Annotated in this window: 18 protein-coding genes; 12 read left to right on the top strand and 6 right to left on the bottom strand. The window is 27.9% G+C overall.

What is annotated here, in order from left to right; genetic code table 11:
* Nucleotides 1-8: 8 nt before the first annotated feature.
* The 3 genes from TEGL_RS15495 to TEGL_RS15485 all read left to right on the top strand — a co-directional run bounded on the left by TEGL_RS15495 (nt 9) and on the right by TEGL_RS15485 (nt 2,980).
* Complete coding sequence (locus tag TEGL_RS15495) at nt 9-554, top strand: DUF2812 domain-containing protein (protein WP_018591370.1); 546 nt, start codon at nt 9-11, stop codon at nt 552-554.
* 282 nt (nt 555-836) lie between these two features.
* Nucleotides 837-1,793 (top strand): carbohydrate kinase family protein, encoded by a 957-nt coding sequence (locus TEGL_RS15490; RefSeq protein ID WP_018591369.1) that lies wholly within the window; start codon nt 837-839, stop codon nt 1,791-1,793.
* Between the two features lie 146 nt (nt 1,794-1,939).
* Nucleotides 1,940-2,980 carry an HD domain-containing phosphohydrolase gene (locus tag TEGL_RS15485; protein ID WP_018591368.1) on the top strand — a complete coding sequence of 347 codons (1,041 nt, stop codon included), beginning with the start codon at nt 1,940-1,942 and terminating at the stop codon, nt 2,978-2,980.
* Nucleotides 2,981-3,033: 53 nt separating this feature from the next.
* Here the strand turns inward: TEGL_RS15485 and TEGL_RS19840 are convergent, their stop codons facing one another.
* Entirely contained in the window at nt 3,034-3,726 is a 693-nt protein-coding gene (locus tag TEGL_RS19840; RefSeq protein ID WP_416389621.1) for a DUF1648 domain-containing protein, read from the bottom strand.
* Nucleotides 3,727-3,927: 201 nt separating this feature from the next.
* Between TEGL_RS19840 and TEGL_RS15480 the strand changes: the two genes are divergently transcribed.
* The 3 genes from TEGL_RS15480 to TEGL_RS15470 all read left to right on the top strand — a co-directional run bounded on the left by TEGL_RS15480 (nt 3,928) and on the right by TEGL_RS15470 (nt 6,280).
* Nucleotides 3,928-4,770 carry an alpha/beta hydrolase family protein gene (locus tag TEGL_RS15480; protein WP_018591366.1) on the top strand — a complete coding sequence of 281 codons (843 nt, stop codon included), beginning with the start codon at nt 3,928-3,930 and terminating at the stop codon, nt 4,768-4,770.
* A gap of 21 nt (nt 4,771-4,791) precedes the next feature.
* Complete coding sequence (locus TEGL_RS15475; RefSeq protein ID WP_018591365.1) at nt 4,792-5,703, top strand: DMT family transporter; 912 nt, start codon at nt 4,792-4,794, stop codon at nt 5,701-5,703.
* Nucleotides 5,704-5,770: 67 nt separating this feature from the next.
* The gene (locus TEGL_RS15470; protein WP_018591364.1) at nt 5,771-6,280 is read left to right on the top strand and encodes a hypothetical protein; all 510 of its coding nucleotides are present in this window, start codon (nt 5,771-5,773) and stop codon (nt 6,278-6,280) included.
* Nucleotides 6,281-6,316: 36 nt separating this feature from the next.
* Here TEGL_RS15470 and TEGL_RS15465 read toward each other — a convergent pair whose 3' ends face one another.
* From TEGL_RS15465 to TEGL_RS15445, 5 genes are all read right to left on the bottom strand, one after another.
* Complete coding sequence (locus tag TEGL_RS15465) at nt 6,317-6,961, bottom strand: HD domain-containing protein (RefSeq protein WP_018591363.1); 645 nt, start codon at nt 6,959-6,961, stop codon at nt 6,317-6,319.
* Nucleotides 6,962-7,129: 168 nt separating this feature from the next.
* The gene (locus TEGL_RS15460) at nt 7,130-9,667 is read right to left on the bottom strand and encodes a hypothetical protein (RefSeq protein WP_027626964.1); all 2,538 of its coding nucleotides are present in this window, start codon (nt 9,665-9,667) and stop codon (nt 7,130-7,132) included.
* A 20-nt stretch (nt 9,668-9,687) separates the two neighbouring features.
* Entirely contained in the window at nt 9,688-11,781 is a 2,094-nt protein-coding gene (locus tag TEGL_RS15455) for an efflux RND transporter permease subunit (protein WP_018589980.1), read from the bottom strand.
* A gap of 148 nt (nt 11,782-11,929) precedes the next feature.
* A complete protein-coding gene (locus TEGL_RS15450) occupies nt 11,930-12,604 on the bottom strand; it encodes a TetR/AcrR family transcriptional regulator (protein WP_018589979.1) in 675 nt (224 codons plus the stop codon).
* Nucleotides 12,605-12,761: 157 nt separating this feature from the next.
* Entirely contained in the window at nt 12,762-13,271 is a 510-nt protein-coding gene (locus TEGL_RS15445) for a ferritin (RefSeq protein ID WP_018589978.1), read from the bottom strand.
* A 201-nt stretch (nt 13,272-13,472) separates the two neighbouring features.
* Here TEGL_RS15445 and TEGL_RS15440 point away from each other — a divergent pair, with 201 nt between their 5' ends.
* The 6 genes from TEGL_RS15440 to TEGL_RS15415 all read left to right on the top strand — a co-directional run bounded on the left by TEGL_RS15440 (nt 13,473) and on the right by TEGL_RS15415 (nt 21,978).
* Nucleotides 13,473-14,135 carry a B3/B4 domain-containing protein gene (locus TEGL_RS15440; protein WP_018589977.1) on the top strand — a complete coding sequence of 221 codons (663 nt, stop codon included), beginning with the start codon at nt 13,473-13,475 and terminating at the stop codon, nt 14,133-14,135.
* 68 nt (nt 14,136-14,203) lie between these two features.
* On the top strand, nt 14,204-14,848 hold the full coding sequence (locus tag TEGL_RS15435) for a pentapeptide repeat-containing protein (RefSeq protein WP_161618791.1): 645 nt from the start codon (nt 14,204-14,206) through the stop codon (nt 14,846-14,848).
* Between the two features lie 106 nt (nt 14,849-14,954).
* Nucleotides 14,955-15,365, top strand: a complete 411-nt coding sequence (locus TEGL_RS15430; protein ID WP_018589975.1) for a YkvA family protein — start codon at nt 14,955-14,957, stop codon at nt 15,363-15,365.
* Between the two features lie 338 nt (nt 15,366-15,703).
* Nucleotides 15,704-16,486: a Cof-type HAD-IIB family hydrolase gene (locus TEGL_RS15425; protein ID WP_018589974.1), complete on the top strand. Its 783-nt coding sequence runs from the start codon at nt 15,704-15,706 to the stop codon at nt 16,484-16,486.
* Between the two features lie 230 nt (nt 16,487-16,716).
* Nucleotides 16,717-17,328, top strand: coding sequence for a response regulator transcription factor (locus TEGL_RS15420; RefSeq protein ID WP_018589973.1), 612 nt, complete (start codon nt 16,717-16,719; stop codon nt 17,326-17,328).
* 168 nt (nt 17,329-17,496) lie between these two features.
* The gene (locus TEGL_RS15415) at nt 17,497-21,978 is read left to right on the top strand and encodes an Ig-like domain-containing protein (RefSeq protein WP_018589972.1); all 4,482 of its coding nucleotides are present in this window, start codon (nt 17,497-17,499) and stop codon (nt 21,976-21,978) included.
* The last annotated feature ends 140 nt before the right edge of the window (nt 21,979-22,118 follow it).

Below are 22,118 nucleotides of genomic sequence, written 5' to 3'. Positions count from 1 at the left end.
TAATAAAAATGGAAAAAGAATTAAAAAAATCATATAGAGTATATACTGCTTGGAATTATGAAAAAGAGGAAAATTTTATAAATGAGAATAGTAATGATGGATGGCAACTTGTAAAGGGTGGGTGTTTCCATAGTGTATATGAAAAAGATGATTCAAATAAATATGTATATAAAATAGACTATAATCCAGAAACTATGAAAAAATCCATAGAGAAAAAAAGATATATAGAAATGTTTGAAGATTTAGGATGGGAATACATTAATTCAACTTACAATGGTTGGAATTACTTTAGAAAAGAATACAATGAAAATAGTGACATTAGTGAATATGAAATATACACAGATCATACTTCTTACAAAGAAATGTTAGGTAGATGGTGTAAATTAGGTAAGGTGGTATTTGTAGTAGAGCTTATATTTGCTTTGATATATACATTTATTTCAATAAAATATATGGATATAATTATCGGTATTGAAGCAATATTGTTCTGGGGGATTTTTCTATGGATAAAAAAAGGTCTTGATATAATGAATGAAAAAATGGAAGATAAATAAAAATTTTATTTGAGGATGATAAATATGAATAATAATAAAAAATGCATTTGTATTGGATTGATTTTTAGTGGTATTTCATTTTTAATAAGTCAGCGTAATATATTTTATATGTAATAATTATGGCAATATTTTCGTGACTAATAAGTTATTATATGTGTGGAAAAATAAATTTATATAAGATGTAAAAAAAATACATTGTGAAAATGTTGAAATTTGTAGAAATTTACGTTAAAAATATGTTAAAATATAAAAATAATTTCTTAGAAAGGTTACGATTATATTATGAAAAATACAAATTCCTATGCATTAGTATTCGGAGTATCAGTTTTTGATATTTGTGGATTTACGGATAATAATTATAGATGCAATGACTCTAACCCAGGTCAGGTGAAGACTTCTTTTGGAGGTGTTTGCAGAAACATAGCTGAATGTATGTCTAGAGTAGGAGTTAATACTAAGTTTATATCAATCTTAGGTGATGATGAAACTGGAAATAGAATGATAGAACATTCAAAGCTTATGAATTACGATATGAGTGATTCTTTAATTATAGAAGGTGGCCATACACCAACATATATGGCAATACTTAACCACCAAGGAGAGATGGTATCAGCAGTAGTAGATATGAAAATAATAGATAAATTTACTACTGAATTTATCGACTCTAAGGCAGAAACAATAAGAAATTCTGAATATATGATATTAGATTCAGATAGACCGGACATAGTAGAATATATACTTAAAAATTTTAGTGGAGAAACCAAATTCATATTAGATCCTGTATCTGCGGCAAAAGCAGAAGGTGTAAAACATTTAATAAAATATTTCCACACTATAAAGCCAAACAGATATGAAGCTGAAATAATGTGCGGATTTAAAATCAAAAATGATGAAGATGTAAAAAAAGCTGGAAAATACTTTATTGATTTAGGAATAAAAAATGTATTTATTACATTAGATGAAGACGGAATATACTATAACAATGGAGTAGAAGAAGGTAAACTAAAAGCTAATGATGTTAAAGTTGTAAATGTGACAGGAGCCGGAGATTCTTTTGTTGCAGGAATAGCTCATGGGTATATGGAAAATATTTCATTAATAGATACACTTAAGTTTGCTATTTCCATGTCAACTATAACTATATCAACAGAAGAAACTATTCATACTGATATGTGCTATGATTTAGTTAAAAAATATGTTGATAATATACAATGGACTCATGTAAAATATAATAAATAATCCTTAAAATTATAATCCTTCCATAATAATGGTTGGATTTTTTTATTAAGTTTTTATATAGTTATAGTATATAAAAATAAAGATACAAATGTAAAGTATTGTAAATATTATAGGGTGATTGTGTTTAAATATTTGGAGGAGGGCAAATGAAACATAAGCATGTATTAGTCGTAGATGGAAATGTAACAAATTTAAAACTTGCAGAAAAAATATTAAAGCCATATTATAAGGTAAGTTTACTCCTATCTGGATCTCAAACATTAAAATTTATATCTAAGAATAAGCCAGATTTGATATTATTAGATATAAATAAGCCAGATATGGATGGATACGAAACTCTAAGAAAAATAAAGGAAAATCCAGAATTAGACAGCATACCAGTTATTTTTTTAACTACTTTGCCTTATAGTGAAGAAGAGTTAAGAGGATTAGAATTAGGGGTAGTAGACGTTATTATAAAGCCATTTATTCCTCAGATAACCATAAATAGGGTGAAGTTACACTTAGAAATTAGTGAATATAAAAATGATTTAGAAAACAAGGTTTATGAAAAAACAGAAATGATAGAGCATTTACAGGATGTAATGATGTTATCTTTGGCAGAACTTGTGGAATGTAGAGATGAGAACACGGGGGGACATGTAAAGCGCACAGCAGAATATGTTAAAATTTTGACAGAAGAAATTGTTGAATCAGGGCTATATAATGATATTTTAACATCTGAATACATAATAGATATAGTAAGGTCAGCACCACTTCATGATGTAGGGAAGATAGGTATTAATGATGCTACACTATTAAAAGTAGGAGCATTAGATGATGAAGAATTTGAATATATGAAAAACCATGCAGAGTTAGGTGGGCAAACGTTACAAAAAATGATAGATGAAACTAGCGGAGAAAGTTTTTTATATATAGCAAAAGATATGGCTCACTATCATCATGAAAGATGGGATGGGAGCGGTTATCCATGTGGATTAAAAGGAGAAGAAATACCTATAAGTGCTAGAATAATGGCAGTAGCTGATGTTTATGATGCATTAACAACAAAAAGACCTTATAAAGAAGCTCTTGAACATGAAGTTGCTCTTAAAATAATAATTGATGGGAAAGGAAAATCATTTGATCCTAATATAATAGATATATTTGAGAAAATTCATTATAAATTTGAATTAGTAAATTTGTAAGAGAAAATAGTTAAAAAGACTGTAGATATTATAATTATCTACAGTCTTTTTAATTAATGAGAATGATGAATTCTTTTTCTACGAGTATTATCTTTCAACTCACCTTTAATATATTTCTCATGAAGATATTTCATATATATAATGGGAGATATTAAAAAAATACATAACATTAAGACTACAATAGGTAAAAGGTAATAGTTACTGCTAAACAAAAGTATAGGAAAGAACATGATGCTACCAGTAAACCAAAGTATTCCGCAAAATCTATGAGTTTTATGCCAAATAATATGACTTTCTAAGGTATATTTATTTCTTATAGAAAAGCTAGAGATTCTACTACAATTAGGAATATAGTTACCATAAAAGCCAAATAGAAAACAAATAGAACAAGCAAAAAAATTGTAAAAGTTAAAATTGTCTAAACAAGTCTCATAGTTTAAAGAAATATATATATTTGTATATACTAAAATATTTAATATTATCAAAAAATAATAGTTATTCCATCTTGTTATTTTATCTTCGGGTTCATAATTAAAATTTAAATAAAAGAACTTAGGTTTAAAAACAACAAACAATAAGAAAATTATTATTGGAACAATAAATAATTCATTTTTACTTCCCCATCTATCTATAGTTCCATTCATCCAATAATGAATAGGAATTTTGCTAGGGATTAAGGGATATATATATAGTGTTATTAACAAAGGAAGTGTACCAAATATATTATAAAAAGCCTTAACAATCATGTTAATTTTTTTTACTTTCCTCATTATAATCGTCCTCTTTAATTAAAAATTTAGATTACTCTATATAATATTATATAGTTAAAAGGCTAATAGATGTGACTAAAATAAAATTTTTTGCAAAAATTTAGAATATTAAACTAATTATATTTTTCATTAGTTATAATTTATATAATAAGTTTTGTTGTTAAGTGAGAGAGTGAAATGAATAGTAAAATGATTTTTATAGACCCAGATGTAGAATTGGGAGATGAATATTTTCCTGATTTGTATGATATTAAAATAAATAGCCATGGAGAAGATTTAATTGGAACCATACTAACTCCAAGCAAAAAGGGTCCTAATCCAACTGTAATTTTATTGCATGGTTTTCCAGGATATGAAGATAATCATGACTTGTCACATAGCCTTAGAAGATGTGGTTTAAATGTACTTACATTTCATTACAGAGGGTGCTGGGGAGTAAAAGGAAAATTTTCATTTTCAAATTGTATTGAAGATGTAAATAAAGTAATTGATTTTGTAAATAATGAAGACAATATAAAAACTTATGACATAGATAAAAATAATATTTTTCTTGTTGGCCATAGTATGGGTGGATTTCTCACTTTAATTAATTGTATAGATGAAAGAATAAAAGCATCTGTTTCGATTAGTCCATATGACTTTGGATTAAAAGGATGTGTAATGGAGGAAGATGAAGAAGAATTAATAGATGGGATAAATATGTTTTCTACAGCCATTTTACCATTAAATGATACAGATACAATGGCATTAATTAGAGAAACTATGATAAATGGAAAATATTTGAAATTGTCAAATAAAGCAGAGAAATTATCAAAAGAAAATATTTTAATAATTGCAGCTAAGGGAGATGTTGTAGGACCTAATAAACTTCATCACATACCTTTAATGAAAGAAATTTACAAATATAATAAAAGTAATGTAAAAGAAATTTTTATGAATACGGATCATTCTTACAGTAATAAAAGGATATTATTATCTAAAGTTGTGGCAGAGTATATTGAAAGTATATATAAAGATTAATAAGTGTGAGGTAGATAGTATATGAAAAAATATAAGTTAGGACTTATTATTTCCATGTTAATTTGGGGGAGTATTGGCATATTTGTTAGGTATATTAATTTCACATCCAGTCAAATAGCTTTGGTAAGGGCTATTGTAGGAAGTATTTTCTTGATAATTTTTAGTATGATATCAAAGGAAAAATTATCAAAGGAAAAAATAAAATCAAATTTTTTAGTATTAATATGTTGTGGAGTATGTTTAGGTTTTAACTGGATTTTTTTATTTCAAGCATATTATTACACAACTATTTCTACAGCAACAATTTGTTATTACTTAGCACCAATAGTAGTCATGTTTTTATCACCCTTATTATTAAAAGAAAAATTAAACTCAGTAAGAGTATGCTGTATAGTTGCAGCTATGATAGGAATGTTATGTATTGTGGGAATTGATAAAAGTAGCATTGGCGAAAATAATATGGTTGGAATATTATATGGTTTAAGTGCCGCATGCTTTTATACAGGTGTGGTAATATTAAACAAATTTTTAAAGGATATTTCAGGTAGAGATAGTGCTACAGTACAGTTATCAGTAGCAGCCATATTTCTGTTACCTTATGTGATTTTCACAGAAAAAATAAGTTTAGCAGGTGTTTCTGGTCAGTCAATAATTCTATTATTAGTAGTAGGTGTAGTTCATACAGGAATAGCATATTTATTATATTTTACTGTTATTCAAAAAATAGAAAGTCAGACTGTGGCTATTTACTCCTATGTGGACCCTATTTCTGCAATAATTATGTCATCTATAATTTTAAATGAAAGTATGAGTTTATTGCAAATTATTGGAGGAATATTAATATTAGGATCTACATTTATTAGTGAGGTGTATAACAATAAAATGAAATCCCAAGAACTTTTATTGGAGTCGGCTACTACTGAGGAAGAATAATTGACACATTTTTTTCTTCATGATAAGATAAGACAAAATATTTAATACATATTTTGGAGGTTAATAAGTGAAGAAAGTATTTGGTATTATACTAATTAGTTTATGCACAATAATTATTATGACTGGATGTAATAAAAAAGTATCTAGTGAAAGTGCTGAAACACATAAAAATGAAGATTCTCAAGAAATAATTAAAATAATGGAAAATGTATATGTTGATTATATAAATGATATTTATTTAGACAGTAGTAAATATGTGGGTAAAACAATAGAACTAGAAGGTATGTTTACAAAATTAAAAAATAAAGACAATAAAAATCATTTATATGTCTATAGATTAACTGATACAGTAGAACATAACCATGATGATGACTCTGGATATGAAGATGAAGAGCATAAAGAGGTTGAAACTATGTGTGGATTAGAATTTGATTATGATGGAGATTTACCAAAAGAAAATGATTGGATAAAAGTTGTAGGTAAGTTAGAAGAGCAAGATGGAAATTTAGTTATTGAGGCAGACTCTGTAAGGTTAATGGAAAATAGAGGAATGGAAAAGGTAAAACCATTTTATTAAAAAAAGTCCTATATTATTTATAGGACTTTTTATTGATTATTTTTCTTTATTAAAATTCCATTCATAATAAAACTCATCTAAATAAATTTCCATAAATCTATGTCTTTCTTCAGCAATTTGTTTAGCAGTATCTGTGTTTATTAAATCTTTAAGTTTAAGTAATTTCTCATAGAAATGATTTATTGTGTGGTTATCAAGATTTTTTACTTCATCTAGGTTTTGAAAATTTTTAGGTTTAATATGGGGATCATACATTAATCTATTTTTACTACCACCATATGTAAAAGCTCTTGCTATTCCTATGGCACCCAGAGCATCTAATCTATCAGCATCTTGAACAATTTTTCCTTCTAAATTGTTTTGATGAGAATTCACTACACCGCCTTTATAGGACATGGTGGTAATTATATTCATTATTTTATAAATAGATTCTTCATCAACATGAAGGGATTTTAAAAAGCTTTCTGTTGTTTTATTATTATTGCTAAATTTCCAATCGTCAATATCGTGAAGTAGAGAAGTCATTTTAATAATGAATTCATCTCCGCCTTCTTTTTCACAAATATAAGTAGCCAAATTATAAACTCTTTTTATATGGAACCAATCATGTCCAGAGCCTTCTTTATATAATTTATCTTTTACAAATGATTTAGTTTCTTTCAATATTATGTCTTTATTCATTTAACCATCCCTCAATTTTAGTTTTATGTAAAGCATAGATTTATTATAATATAAATTATACTTTTACATACATTTTTTCACAAACAAGAGAAAAGTATGTAATTAAAAAGGGAGCAAGGTTGTAATCATTTTCCTTTGCTCCCTCATAAAGAGGTAAAATGGTAATATCTATTTATTAAACTTGCTCTTTATCCAGTCAATAAAATTGCTACTAGAACCTTCATTATTATCTACTTTTTTTGAATCATCACTTTTAGTATTAGAAGCCTCTTTCTTATCAGAATCTTCAGCTTTTACTTTCATTACAAATTTTACACTACCATCCATGCTATCACTTATACCAGTGAAGTTATCATATCCTTTAGCAGCATCTAGTAGTTTATCTTTAACTTCCATGGCTCCATCTAAAGAACTTATTAAAGAATCTCCTTCTTCAGCAAGTTTATTTAAACCTTCATTTTGAAGTTTTTTAGCTCCTGAATATAATTGGTCAGTACCACTAGATAATGTTCCTATTCCAGCTAAAATTTTATCAGAATTTCTAGAAAGTTCAGAGGAACCATTCTTTAATGTACCCACTCCATCAGCCAATGCTTTTCCACTAGATTCTAATAGAGAAGTACCGTTAGCTAAAGTCTTGCTACCATAGTAAGCATCAGAAGCACCTTTAGCAAGCTTGGAAGAACCAAAAGAAAGCATAGAAGAACCAGATGTTAAATCCTTGCTACCATAGTAAGCATCAGAAGCACCTTTAGCAAGCATAGAAGAACCATCAGCAAGCTTAGAAGCACCAAATGTTAAACTTGCACTACCAGAGTAAGCATCAGAAGCACCTTTAGCAAGTTTAGAAGAACCACTTGCCAAGCTTGAACTACCATCACTTAGGGTTTTTAGTCCGCTAGAAACAGAGCTAGAACCTTTGCTTACTTCTCCTAAACCAGTTTTTAAATCAGATAATCCACTATTAAGATCACCCAAACCAGAAGAAAGTTTTTTAGCACCAGCCACTGCAGAATCAATGCCTTTTGCTAAAGATTTTAGACCGCTTTCTTGTTTATCAGCTAAATCATCTAATCCCTTGGCAATACTATTTAAGCCATCAGCAGCACTGCTAATACTTGAAGATTGTTTACTAAGTGAATCACTAATTTCTTGTACATTAGCTAATGTTTTTTTGTCACCATTTTCAGATGCCCTAGCAGCTATAGATGAAAGGTTGGATTGAATTTTGCTACTGCTTCCAGCATTTAATTTAGAGGCAATGTCTTCTATTTTAGAAGCAAGAGATCTAATGACATTTGTAGAAGATATTAAATCATTTACTCCACTAGAACCATTACTTAATCCTTCTTCTAAATTGTCAGCACCATCTTGTAGTTGTTTAGCACCTTTTTTTAATTCACTAGCACCGCTATAAGAAGAATTAATACCTTTATCTAAAGCAGAATAATTACTATTTAATTTAGAAGCTCCATCACTAACTTGTTTAGCACCGCTACTTAAATCTTTAGAAGAAGAACTTAAAGTACTAAGGCCACTAGATAGAGAAGAAGCACCATCGTTAACTTGTTTAGCACCACTATTTAAATCTTTAGAAGAAGAACTTAAAGTACTAAGTCCGCTAGACAAACTAGAAGCGCCAGAACTAACTTTATTTGCACCATCACTTAAGTCTTTAGAAGAAGAGCTTAAAGTATTAAGACCGCTAGATAAACTTTGAGCTCCATTATTTAACTCAGGTAATTTACTTACAAGTTGAGAAGAACCATTATTAAGTGTACTTATACCATTGTCTAATGTTTTAACTCCACTATTAAATTTTTTATAATTAGTATCTAAAGTATTTGCACCATTACTAACTTGTTTAGCGCCATCTACTAAACTTTTACCACCTTCTTGTAATTTATCTAAAGAATTTTTTAAATCACCAAAGCTAGTATCATCATCTATATCTTCTAGATATTTTGATACGTCACTTGTAGCAGCAACCATTATATTTGGAGTTTCAAAAGAAGTGGTATTCCCTTCAATAACAACTTCATCTTTTAGATCAAGATAACTAGAGAATTTACTATCTAAATCAAGCGATTCTTTGAAACCTGGTATAGATACAAATGTAATAGCGCAATTACTTCCTTCGTCTAATAAGGTTCCAGTGCTTGTTTTTATATCTTTAAAATTATCTCTATTCAAAACAATTTCTGAAGCAGTTATAAAAGGAACATAAATCGTTCTGTTTTTTCCATTTATAGTTACTTGGCGGCTTTCATTATTTTTTAAGGATAAAGTAATTTTAAATTGACCACTTTTACCTTGGATATCTTTAGGATTTACTTCTTTGCCGTTTAATTCATATTTAATATTTACATTAAGAGGTAAATTTTTACTAGTTTCACCTTGATAATATAAATCATCACCTTTAACATCCCAAGTTACTTTATCACCACTAATTTCAGGTTTTTCATCACCTTTAACGTTCTTTATATTGCTTAAAGAACTTACATCATGGATAGTTCCAAGAGAAGATGAGCTATTAATCCAAGTTGATACTATATTTTTATTAACATTACCATTTTCATCTAAGATTGAGTATACAGTTTCGTCCTTACTTACATTGTTATCAGCAAATACACAAGACGAATTACCAAGCATCAGCACTATAGTTGCAAGAGCAACAGATTTATTTTTTATTTCTTTATTATTCATTTTAATAAACCCCCTATTAATTAATTAGTTTCTTCACATAATTCTTTTTTAGTTATAAAATTTTTACTAGTTTTAACAACGATTCCTTCAAATAATAATAGTATTGCAGGAAGTATAAAAATAATTATAAACATACTAACTATGGCACCTCTTGCCATTAGAGTACAAAGAGCACTAATCATATCAAGTTTTGAAATTAACCCTACACCAACAGTAGCACCAAAGAATGATAGAGCACTAGTTATAATAGAAGGACAGCTGCTTTTTATTGAACGTTCCATAGCCTCAAATTTTTCATATCCTTCATTTCTTTCTTCTTTAAACCTAGATGTAAGAAGAATAGCGTAGTCAATAGTAGCTCCTAGTTGTATAGTTCCAAGAACAATAGAGGCTATAAATGGTTCTACGGTTCCTGTATAATAAGGAAGACCTAAATTAAGGAATATAGCACATTGTATAGTAGCAACTAGTATCACTGGAAGAGAAGCGGATTTAAATAATATAGTAATAATAATGAATATGGCAACAATAGAGGCAAAGTTTACTTTTTTAAAATCTGAATCTGCTATTTTTATTAAATCTAAAGTAAGTGGTGCTTCACCGCCTACAAGTCCTTCTTTGTCATACTTGTGAACTATTTTATTTATATCTTCAATTTGAGCATTACACTCATCTGTGGCTGCTTTATATTTTGAATTGACCAATATCTGTTCATAACCATTAGATTTTACTTCACTTAAAATATCGTCAGGTAAGAAATCTTGGTCAACTCTTGGACCTATATATTTTTCAAGGCCAATAACTGAAGTAATACCTTCTAGATTTTCAATTTCTTTAATCATTTTGCTTAAATCATTTGGAGCAACAGTATCTTTTACCAATATAAAATTAGTACTTTCCATATTGTAATCAGTTTTCATTTTATTTGTAGCAATAATTGAAGGAAAATTGCTTGGCAAACTTTCATCTAAATTGTAGTAAACCTTAGCATTTTTATATCCAAAATAAGATGGAATAAATATGATTACAAATAATATAGCTAATTTCTTATAATTTTTAACTATAATTTTGGATACTTTATTAAACTTTGGCATTACAGTTCTGTGTTTATATTTTTCAACTTGTTTATCAAATACAAGTAAGAAAGAAGGCAAAACAGTAATGGTACAAAGAACACCTATGAAAACACCTTTTGCCATTACTAAACCAATATCTCTTCCTATACCTAGATCCATAACGCATAAAGCTAAGAATCCTGCAAAAGTAGTAACTGACCCGCCAATAACAGATACAAAGGTATTCTTAATTGCATGTGCCATAGCATCCTTTTTATTATTTGGGATTTTAAGTTTTTCCTCTTCATATCTATGGAATAAGAATATAGAATAATCCATAGTAACACCTAGTTGTAGAACGGCTGCTAATGCCTTTGTTATATAAGATATTTCTCCGAAGATAATGTTTGAACCAAAGTTATAGATTACAGCCATGGCAATACTTGTTAAAAAGATTACTGGTATAACTGTCGATTCTAAAGAAAGACCTAAAATAATTAAAATTAAAAGACCACCTATTAGTATATACAAAGGCACTTCTTTATCTGCTAAATCCTTAGTATCCTTAAGAATTCCACACATTCCACTTAAAAAAGCTTGTTTTCCTGCAATGTTTCTTATGGAAGATACTGCATTTTGAGTTTTTATGTCTCCAGTGCCCTTTTCCATTTTTATTATCATCATTGTGGATTTATCACCGTTGTATAGAAAATCAGTCATATCCTTTGGTAAAATCTCTTTAGGTACTGATAAATCCATAAAATCATCTACCCATAGTACATCAGCTACACCATCAACTTTAGCAATTTTGTCCTTAACTTTAGAAACGTCTTTATCATCCATGTTTTCTACAATCAACATGGATAGAGTACCACAGCCAAAATCATCTTTTAAGATTTTTTCAGCTTTTGTAGTAGAAATATTGTTTGGCAAATAACTTAAGATATCATAGTTAATATTTGTGTTAAAATAACCAAATGCAGATGGAATCAATAAGATTACTGCCAATAGTAAGATTAACTTACTGTGATTTGCAATTTTTTCTGCAATTCTTCCCATATTTACCCCTCCAAAATATTAGCACTTTTAGGCGTGCCCAAATTATAACAAAATTATAGGGCGTGCCCAATGCTATGTCAACTGATTTTTGTTAAAAATTTCTAATTTAATGGAAATAAAAAAGATGAACAGCTTTACATTGTTCATCTTAAAATTCAAAATAGTGGAATTTTGAAATTATGTCGTGATAATCAAATTTTTTTGCTTCTATAATTGCTTTATCAACGATTTCATTCACCTGTTTATGATCTACAATATTAAGCAATAGTAAACGAGTAGAGGTAATACTTCTTACAATTGAATCTATATCGAAGTCCTTTTCACCGTGATAATATCTTTTTAATAATTCACATTCTCCTGCATACCCAATAGTAACACTAAAACATATATCCTTTTCTTTTATATCGTAATTCATATCTTCAGCTTTTTTCTTGCACAAATCTATTAAGATATTTTGAGCAGCTCTTCTTACAATTTCTATATTGGAACCTTGTAGATAAATTCTAAATAATTTTTCATTTAAAACTAAAGTATAGGTATAAACACATTGTATTGTAGCGTAGCTTAACAGTACTTCTGTTTTATCATCACTGCTTTCTATAACATCATCATAAATTTTATTTAGGATTTGTTTAAAGATATGAATTAAAATATCTTCCTTTTTTCTGAAGTAATAATATAAATGACCTCTCCCTATTCCACATTCTTCAGCAATTTGTCTAATAGTTGTTTTATCATAGCCTTGATTTAAAAATAACTCTGTAGATATTTTTAATATATTTTTCTCCATATCACTTATGGTTTGCATTTTTAATCCATTCATATCAATACTCCCTTTTAATTGAATTTATTTAACATTATTATAATACTATATTCGAATTTGGAAAGTTTTTTTTATTTAAATAAAATATTAATTAATATTTAAAAAGGTAAAAAAATAAGTTACCTAAAATGATTGTCATTATAGGTAACTTTATAAATTAATTTGTAGCAGGTGCCACGTAAGTTCTATTTGCTAATTCATCATCAAGCATATAAAGAGCAGCCGGATTATTTTCGCATCTTTTAACTTTTTTTAGTAAAGAGTTAAAGTTATTTTCTTCTTCTACTTGTTCATCAATAAACCATTTTAAGAAACTCATAGTAGCATGTTCTCTTTCTTCAGTAGCTATATCAGTAATAGCATAAATCCTACTTGTTACCATTCTTTCATGTTCTAAACCAGTTTTAAATACATCTACCATGTTGTCGTACTCTTTTTTTGGTTGTTCTACTTCTCCAAGGATTACTTTACCACCTTTTTGGAATACATAGTCATATAACTTCATAGCATGATCTAATTCTTCTTTTGCTTGAACTCTAAAAAAATTAGCAAATCCACTTAAGTCACAAGACTCGCAAAAAGCAGACATTGCTAAATAAGTATATGAAGAATAGAATTCAAAAGTTATTTGATCATTTAAACTTTTTTCTAGCTTTTCACTTAACATACTTACACCTCTTAACATAATATTTTAACTATTATCATTTTAACATAGCTTATGGAATATTTTGGCCATAAAAATAATTTATATTAAGAAAATAATATTATTGAGAAGAAAAAATATGGATATAAACAAAAATTTGGTTAAAAATGATAAGTATGCTTTTTTATAGTATAATTATATCTAAATAGAAAAGGGGTTGAAAAAATGAAAATAATAATTGATGATAAAATTAATGAAAAGTGTAATAATGTAGCAATCGGTTCTATTGAAGCTTATGTTAGTGTAACAGAGAAAAATGAAAAATTATGGAATATAATTGATGAAAAAGCAAAGGAAATAGAAAATAATGTGCCAGTTAAAAGAATTAATACAATAAAAAATATTGCAGACTCTAGAGTTGCCTATAAAGCCTTTGGGAAGGATCCATCTAGATATAGGTTATCTTCTGAAGCACTATACAGAAGAATAGCTAGGGGTCTTGGTTTATATAAAGTTAATAATGTGGTAGATATAAATAATTTAATCTCTTTAAACTCTGCATACTCTGTGGGAACTTATGATTTAGATAAGATAAGTGGAGATATACATTTTACAATTGCTGAGGAAGGTGAAACTTATGTAGGCATAGGTAAGGGAGAATTGAATATTGCTAATTTACCAGTATTTTATGATAATAAAGGAAAGTTTGGTAGCACAACTTCGGATTCTGTAAGAGCTATGATAACTACAGATGCTAAGCATATTCTAATGAATATAATTTCATTTAATGGTGATGAAGACCTATATAAATATATGGATGAGGCTTGTGAATATTTAGAAAAATATGCTGATGGAAAAATTTTATGTAAAGAAATAAATAAATGGTAATATAATTAAATAAAAATAATTATTTTTTCAAAGTATATGGAGAAATTTTAAGAATGGAGATGAGTAGATTGAAAAAAATTCAAAAGCCTAAGATAAATGTTAATTTAGAAGTAATAAGTACTGCAGATCAATTATTGGAATTAATAGAGGAAGATGAAAAAATCTGTGATAAATTGATTGAAAATATTGATATTCCAACTATGGATGAGTCTAGATTATCTTTTGATAGTTGCGTTTTTAAAAATGTAAACTTTGACAATTGTACATTTAGATACATAGACCTATTAGATGTTATATTTGATAAATGTGATCTATCTAATATTGATTTTTCAGAAGGAAGTATATTTAGGACAGAATTTGTAAATTGCAAGATGGTAGGGGTCAAAATTGAAGATGCGCATTTAAAAGATTGCTTATTTAAAAATATTTTAGGCGATTATAGTAGTTTTGCTTTTAGCAAATTAAACAAGGTAAGCTTAGAAGGCTCATCTTTCGCTTCAAGCGTATTTATGGAAGTAAAAAATAAATGTTTAAACTTTGATGATTGTGATTTTAAAAAGACAGTTTTTACAAGAACATATTTAGAAGATGTAAATTTGTCTAATTGTGAGATTGATGGAATTGAAATTGGAATACCAGAATTATACAAGGCTAAAGTAAATGCTAGCCAAGGATTAGAATTAGTGAGATTAATAGGATTAATTGTAGAATAAACTATACTAATACATAAAAAATTATTCTTGAATATAGTCGATTTTTGTTTTAATATATTGTATAAACAATTATGTGGAAATATATTATTCTTAAGGAGAATGTATGATGAACAAGACTATGAATACTGGCAACAGGTTTTTAGATAGTTTTAAGAGAATATTAGTGAGATTTAAAGAAGCGGGATTTGGCATAGGATTTATAAAAAATTTACCTAAAGTTGCAGACTATTTTAGTGATAGAAATGTATCTTTTTTAGGAAAGGCTAAAGTATTTTTTTCTTTTGTAGCTACACTAATATACTTTGTGTTTTCTATAGATATCATTCCAGAGGCCTTGTTTGGTCCATTAGGATTTTTTGATGATGCCTTTATGGTAATATGGGCAATAGGTATAATTTATGAGGAACTGTCTAAATACAAAGGTCCTCAAGATCCATATGAAAGAAGCGGTAAAAAAGTATATAAAGATCCAAATGTAATAGATGATGCTAGTTATAGTATTAAAGATGAAGAATAAAGCCAGTTTTATACTGGCTTTTTTATTGTAATTTGCGAATACTTTTACTTGAGTAATGGAGTTAGTTAAAACTGTATGCTATACAAAGTAGTGATATGAATGAAGTGAAATTTTTACGTATATTGGATAAAATACATACTATTATTATATTCATTATTTTGTTTCGCTACCAAAATACAAAATTTTAGGAATTCATAAATTTTATTATTTGAAAAATATTAATACCTAAATAATTAGATATAAAAAATAATTGTATAATAGAAAAGATGCAATTGAAAAAAATATAACTTAAAGCTATATTTATATGTAAAGAAAAAGACATTAGGGAGGATGATAAAATGAAAAATAGGAAGATTTTATTTTTCGATATTGATGAAACTTTGCTTTCTCACAAAACTTTTACCATACCAGAAAGTACAAAAAATGCACTTAAAAAAGCAAAGGAAAAAGGTCATTTAATTTTTATAAATACAGGAAGAACAAAATCGTTAATAGGTGATGATATAAAGGAATTAGGCTTTGATGGATATGTTTGTGGATGTGGTACTTATATAGAAGTTAACAATGAAGTACTTTATGTTAATAGAGTTAATAAAGAGAAGTATAACGTTATATTGAACTCATTAAAAAAGTATGAGCTAAATGCTGTACTAGAAGGTGAAGAAGCTATATATGTTGATGAAAATGCAGAAGATGATTTTTTATTATCTAATTTAAGGAAACAAAATTACCCAGTAAAGCCCTATGATTTAGAAAATATGACATTTAATAAGATGTTTATTAGATATGATGATAACAAATATATAGATGATTTTTGTGAAGATATAAAAGAAATATTTGATTACATAGATCATGGAAAAGGAACAAGAGAGTTAATACCAAAAGGACATTCAAAAGGAAGTGGTATAGATTTTTTAATTAATCATTTTAATATAGATAAAGAAAATACATTTGCTTTTGGAGACAGTAATAATGATATACCTATGCTAGAAAGTGCCTCAAATAGTATAGTTATGGGCAATGGAAATCCAGATTTGTTTAAAAAAGCTACATTTGTTACAAAACATATAGATGAAGATGGAATAGAACATGCTATGAAATATTTTAAAATTATTGATTAAATATAATGTTACTTATTTTAAACAGATGTTTTTAGATTAATAAAGTACTACTACTTTAATTGACAGTATTTAAATTAGATGATAGACTTCTTTATAAATACAAAGAATTAAATGATAAAGGTAATTTATTAGGGTTAAGGTTATGATTTTTTCAAGATTGAGGGAATAAATTTAAAACTAAAATGTCAGTTTGCTTGATTTTTTGTTTTTTTAGTAAGGGGTGTAACAAAATGAATGTTTTGGTTATTTCAGAATCAGATATTATTATTGGGGTAGTAGAAGATATACTAAATAATAGCGAAGACGAAATTGAAGTTATTTCTGTGAAAAAGTTAGAACTTATTTGCAATATGCAATACGATAATATTGAAATGATAATAATAGATATAAGGAATGACTATTTGGAATTATTAAGTTTTATAGAATCTATAAAGTCTATCAATGATCAAATAAAAGTTATTGTGTTGGATATTAGAAAAAGAGGGGCTATTTTTAAGAGAGCTTTAAAAAATGGTGTAGAAGGTTATGTTGCAGACATACCTGATAAAAATGATTTTTCTTCTATTGTACATAATGTAATTAAAGGTAAAAAGTACTATGATTTAGACTTACTTGAAAAGTTGTTTGAGCATGAAGAAAAACATAGTAGAAATAAGCTAACTAAAAGAGAAGATGAAGTTTTACAATTAATTGGAGATGGATGTAATAATAAAGAAATTGGAAATAAATTATATATTACAGAATGTACAGTTAAAAAGCATGTCAGTAATATTTTTGTAAAATTAAATCTTCGAAATAGAAAAGAAGCAATTTCTTATGTAAAGTTACAAAGTAAAGAATAAAAAGATTTATACGGTATTACTTCGAGTAGTACTACCATGCTAATACAAAAAGACTAGACTATGTTTTAGTCTTTTTTTTTATATAATTTTATATAGAACAAAATATAGCAATTTTAATAACATTTTGTAAATATTTCACTGATAAAATTTAAAAGGGGGATGAGTTTTATGAAAAAACTCAAGGGAAAATTTTTATCCCTATTGATGTCTTTAGTACTTGTATTTAATGTGTTGTGTCCAGTATTTGCAAGCGCTGAGAATCAAACCAATCAAAAATTAGGCTATATTGAGGGAAAAACTCCTCAACGGTATATAACTCTAAGTATAGAAAAATTTACACTTGGACTAGGTTATATACAAGAGCCTATTATAGTTCCTTATTATGAAGGCGATAATGGAGCTAAAGTTGTAGATAGAGTTCTTGGGTCAGAAAACTATCAAGCAACAGGAGATATTGAAAATACTTTTTATATTTCTGGTGTAAAAGACAATGACTATAGAATAGAAAACATACCAACATATATTTTAGAGAAACTATCAAATGATCCTACTTCAAGAAAAAAAGATGGATGGTTATGTGCATTTGATTATACTCAAATGTCTGGCTGGATGTATACGATAGGCAATGAATTTCCAAATACAGGTGTATCTGGATATAATCCGAAAAATGGAGATGTAATGAGATGGCAATACACTGTATATGGATATGGTGAAGATTTAGGTTCATCTTGGGGTTCAATTAAAACAGCTAATAAAGATAAATTAACAACAGCAGTTGCAAAAATAAATAGTGGAGATAATAAACTATCATTACTAAGAAATGTAAAAGTAAGGAAAGCCTATGATAAAGCTAATAATGTATTGACAAATATGGAAAGTACGCAATATGAAGTAGATAATGCATTGAAATCATTGGAAAGTACACTTAAACAATTGGGTGTAAATGATAATATAAACAAACCATCTCCATCAGTTGATGAAGCAATAAGCTCAACTGGAAAATTTATGATAAATACAGTTCCAGAACCGGCTTTTGGTACAGGTGCAGGAGAATGGACAGTTCTTTCTCTTGCAAGAGGAAATATCAGTGTTCCAGAAAATTATTATGGAAACTATTACAAAAGAATAGAAGAAAAAGTAAAGAGTGTAGATGGAGTATTAGATAAGAGGAAATACACAGAGTATTCAAGATTAATATTAGGATTATCTTCCATAGGTAAGGATGCAAGAGACGTAGCTGGCTATAATATGGTTGCTCCCTTGGCAGATTACCAACAAGTTGTATGGCAAGGAATTAATGGGCCTATTTTTGCGCTTATAGCTTTAGACACTAGAGACTATGAAATACCAACAGTGCAAGAAGGTAAAGAACAAGCTACAAGAGATAAATATATTGATTATATACTAAGCAAAGAAATAAAGACTGGTACTACTGAAGCAGGAGGATGGGCATTATCGGGAACTACACCAGACCCAGATATAACAGCGATGGCATTACAAGCGCTGGCACCATATAAAGATAACGAAAAAGTGTCTCCTTTTATAGAAAGAGCATTAACGAAGCTTTCTAATATACAAAAAGAAAATGGTGGTTATGCAAGCTGGGGAACTGTAAATAGCGAAAGTATAGCTCAAGTTATAGTTGCCTTGTGTGAGCTAGGCATAGATCCAACATCAGATGCAAGATTCATAAAAGATAAAAATTGGCTATTAACAGCAATTATGGAATATTACTGCGACGGTGGAGGGTTTAAACACACATTAAGCGGTTCAGTAAATGGCATGGCTACAGATCAAGCAATGTATGCACTTGTGGCTTATCAAAGATTTTTACAAGGGAAAAATAGTCTTTATGATATGACAGATGTAATTTCTATGTCACTAAGTGATATAACTTTGCAAAAAAATGAAAGTAAAAAACTAGAATTAAAGATAAATGGAGGATTTAAACCTAAAGATATATACTGGTCTACAGATGATGATAAAATAGCAACAGTTTCCCAAGATGGAACTATAGAAGGTATGGGAGTAGGTACTACTAAAATACATGCCTACGTAAATGGGCAAACTATATCTTGTAATGTAAACGTTGAATCAAAACTTACCGGGGTAAAAATTAATAAAACTGAATTATCTTTAGATTTAGATAAAACATTTACATTAATTGCCACGCCTGACCCAGCAGATGCTATGGGAGATGTTATTGTAATATGGAAATCAGAGGACGAATCAATTGCAAAGGTTGATAAAAATGGATTGGTAACAGCAGCTGGAGCAGGAACGACAAATATAGTAGCGCAAATAGGAGAACATACTGTTAAATGCAGTGTTACAGTAAATATACCTATAACAAAAGTTACTATAAATCCAAGTACAGCTAAAATATCTGTAAATAAAACTATAAAACTTTCTGCAATTACAGAACCAGACAATTCAACAATAGATAAAACAGTCACTTGGACAACTTCTAGTAGTTCAATAGCAACAGTAGACAAAAATGGTGTAGTAACTGGTAAAAAAGCTGGAACTACAAATATATATGGTAAAGTAGGTGGAAAATCTGCTTACTGTAAAGTAACTGTTATAAGTGAAGACGAAGAAACGGCAATCTCTGTTATAGAAAAAATCAATAAAATAAGAGACGTTACTTTAGATAATAAAGAAGAAATTGAAGAAATAAGAAATGCATATAATTCTTTAACAGATACGCAAAAGGAATATGTTACTAATTTAGATAAATTACTTAAAGCTGAAGAAACAATAAGTAACTTAGAAATAGAAAAAGTAAAAACTATTATTTCAAAAATTCCAGATGAAATAAGTTTGAATGATGAAGCTACAATAAATGAAGCAAGAAAGGCATATGATTTATTAAGAAAAGAGCAACAAGAACAATTAAATACTGATTTGACAAACAATATAAGTAAAATAAAAAATGCAGAAAATACAATTATTAGTATAAAAGCAGTAAATAAAGTATTTGTAGAGAATGTTGTAAAAGCTATTAATAGTATTGATTTAAGTAATGGTTATAGTGATAAAAATAAAACAGACATATTATCAGCAAAATCAATGTATGACTCATTAAGTGAAGATCAAAAATTACTAATAGATAACTCAGTGGTGTCAAAGTTAAATAAATATTTAGAAGAAATTAAAGAACTGGAAATAAAGAACTTTGTAAACTTGGTTGAAAAAATTCAAAGACCGGCATTAGAGGAAGACATGGAAAATGTAGTGATTGCAATAAACGCACATGGAAATATGGATAATAGTGTGAAAAATAATAATAAGGTGAAAACTGCAAAAGCTACGTTGGATAAAATAGTACTAGAAATAGGAAAAGACAATGTAAATAAAGAAAATGCTTCAATGCTTGCAAAGAAATTTTTAGATTTACATCTACCTTTAAAATCAGATAGAAGTACTGTTGAAAAAGCTAAGATGTTAATAAATAGATATGAGTCACTAAATTCTCAATCTAAAAAATACTTTAATGTAAATAGTTTAGCAAAAGAATCTTATAACAAAGTAATAACAAATTTAGAATTAATAAAAAAAGCGGATGAATTTGACAATAAAGTAAAAAATGCTTCTTTAATAGTTACCAATAAAAAACAATTGGAAGAAGGAAAGTTACTTTTAAGTGATTTTAATAAGTTTAGTAAAGATGTACAAGATTATATATTAACGGTAGATAAAATAAATAATTTAAAAGACTTAGTGTCAAAAGGTGAATCAGATTTAAAAGTAGCTACTAAGATAGATAAATTAATAAGTAAAATACCATCAAAAATAACAGAAAATGATTATAAGCAGATAAGAGAAGTAAAATCGGCCTATGATAAATTAAGTAAAGAACAAAAAAATTATGTGGAAAGAATAGACAAGTTAAATAGTGCAGTAAATCAACTAAAAGTTGAGTTTGATAATAACATGACTGTAAATAATATTAAATACAATGCAACTAAAATTACAGGTAAAGGACAAGGCGGTGCTAAAGTCCAAGCCTATGTTGGAAATAAACTAATAGGATCTTCAAAAGTTCTAGTTGATGGAACTTATTCTATAAAAATATCTGGTCAATCAGGAGGAACAAAAATTACTGTAAAAATGACTAAGGATGGGTATATATCACAAAAACTATCAAAAACAGTATTAAAGCAAATAAAAACTTTTACAGTAAATAGAATAAAACCAAAGGACAAATTAGTAAAAGGTAAAGGTATGCCAGGAGCTGTAGTTAGAGTATATTTAAATAATAAAGAAGCAGGAAAAACAACAGTAGATAAAAATGGAAAATACTCTGTTAAAATACCTACTCAAAAACTATATGTTAAAATAAATGTTAAAATTTCAAAAGCAGGATATTATACAGATGGAAAAACTACAACAGTTTTAAATGTATTCTCTAAATCACTTACTGCAAATTCCATTAAATCATCATCAACAAAAATTAGCGGCAAAGGTCAACCTGGAGCAACGATTAGAGTTTATGTAAATGAAAAACAAATAGGTAAATCAGCTAAGGTTAGTAAAAATGGCACTTACTCAATAAGCATACCAAAACAAAAGAAAAATACTAAAATCACTATAAAAATGAGCAAAACAGCTACAGCGAGTGTAGAGAAAGATATAGTTGTAAAATAATTAAAAGTCATCAATTAATTTTACTTAATGTAAAATTTACCTTTTTAAATAAATAGTAGTAAGGGTAAGTAGTACTACCAAAGTAACTTTAGTGTAATCTTATTGTTAATTTATTGATAAGGAATTTGTCAATAACTATA

The organism is Terrisporobacter glycolicus ATCC 14880 = DSM 1288 (assembly GCF_036812735.1).
GTDB classification, from domain to species: domain Bacteria; phylum Bacillota; class Clostridia; order Peptostreptococcales; family Peptostreptococcaceae; genus Terrisporobacter; species Terrisporobacter glycolicus.
The sequence above is the reverse complement of the archived record's forward strand: the minus strand, read 5'-3'. Positions and strand labels throughout refer to the sequence as shown.

Bases quoted from the DNA above. Each gene is read 5' to 3' on its own strand.
- TEGL_RS15495 (WP_018591370.1), top strand. From the start codon at position 9: ATGGAAAAAGAATTAAAAAAATCATATAGAGTATATACTGCTTGGAAT.
- TEGL_RS15490 (WP_018591369.1), top strand. From the start codon at position 837: ATGAAAAATACAAATTCCTATGCATTAGTATTCGGAGTATCAGTTTTT.
- TEGL_RS15485 (WP_018591368.1), top strand. From the start codon at position 1,940: ATGAAACATAAGCATGTATTAGTCGTAGATGGAAATGTAACAAATTTA.
- TEGL_RS19840 (WP_416389621.1), bottom strand. From the start codon at position 3,726: ATGATTGTTAAGGCTTTTTATAATATATTTGGTACACTTCCTTTGTTA.
- TEGL_RS15480 (WP_018591366.1), top strand. From the start codon at position 3,928: ATGAATAGTAAAATGATTTTTATAGACCCAGATGTAGAATTGGGAGAT.
- TEGL_RS15475 (WP_018591365.1), top strand. From the start codon at position 4,792: ATGAAAAAATATAAGTTAGGACTTATTATTTCCATGTTAATTTGGGGG.
- TEGL_RS15465 (WP_018591363.1), bottom strand. From the start codon at position 6,961: ATGAATAAAGACATAATATTGAAAGAAACTAAATCATTTGTAAAAGAT.
- TEGL_RS15460 (WP_027626964.1), bottom strand. From the start codon at position 9,667: ATGAATAATAAAGAAATAAAAAATAAATCTGTTGCTCTTGCAACTATA.
- TEGL_RS15455 (WP_018589980.1), bottom strand. From the start codon at position 11,781: ATGGGAAGAATTGCAGAAAAAATTGCAAATCACAGTAAGTTAATCTTA.
- TEGL_RS15450 (WP_018589979.1), bottom strand. From the start codon at position 12,604: ATGAATGGATTAAAAATGCAAACCATAAGTGATATGGAGAAAAATATA.
- TEGL_RS15445 (WP_018589978.1), bottom strand. From the start codon at position 13,271: ATGTTAAGTGAAAAGCTAGAAAAAAGTTTAAATGATCAAATAACTTTT.
- TEGL_RS15440 (WP_018589977.1), top strand. From the start codon at position 13,473: ATGAAAATAATAATTGATGATAAAATTAATGAAAAGTGTAATAATGTA.
- TEGL_RS15430 (WP_018589975.1), top strand. From the start codon at position 14,955: ATGAACAAGACTATGAATACTGGCAACAGGTTTTTAGATAGTTTTAAG.
- TEGL_RS15425 (WP_018589974.1), top strand. From the start codon at position 15,704: ATGAAAAATAGGAAGATTTTATTTTTCGATATTGATGAAACTTTGCTT.
- TEGL_RS15420 (WP_018589973.1), top strand. From the start codon at position 16,717: ATGAATGTTTTGGTTATTTCAGAATCAGATATTATTATTGGGGTAGTA.
- TEGL_RS15415 (WP_018589972.1), top strand. From the start codon at position 17,497: ATGAAAAAACTCAAGGGAAAATTTTTATCCCTATTGATGTCTTTAGTA.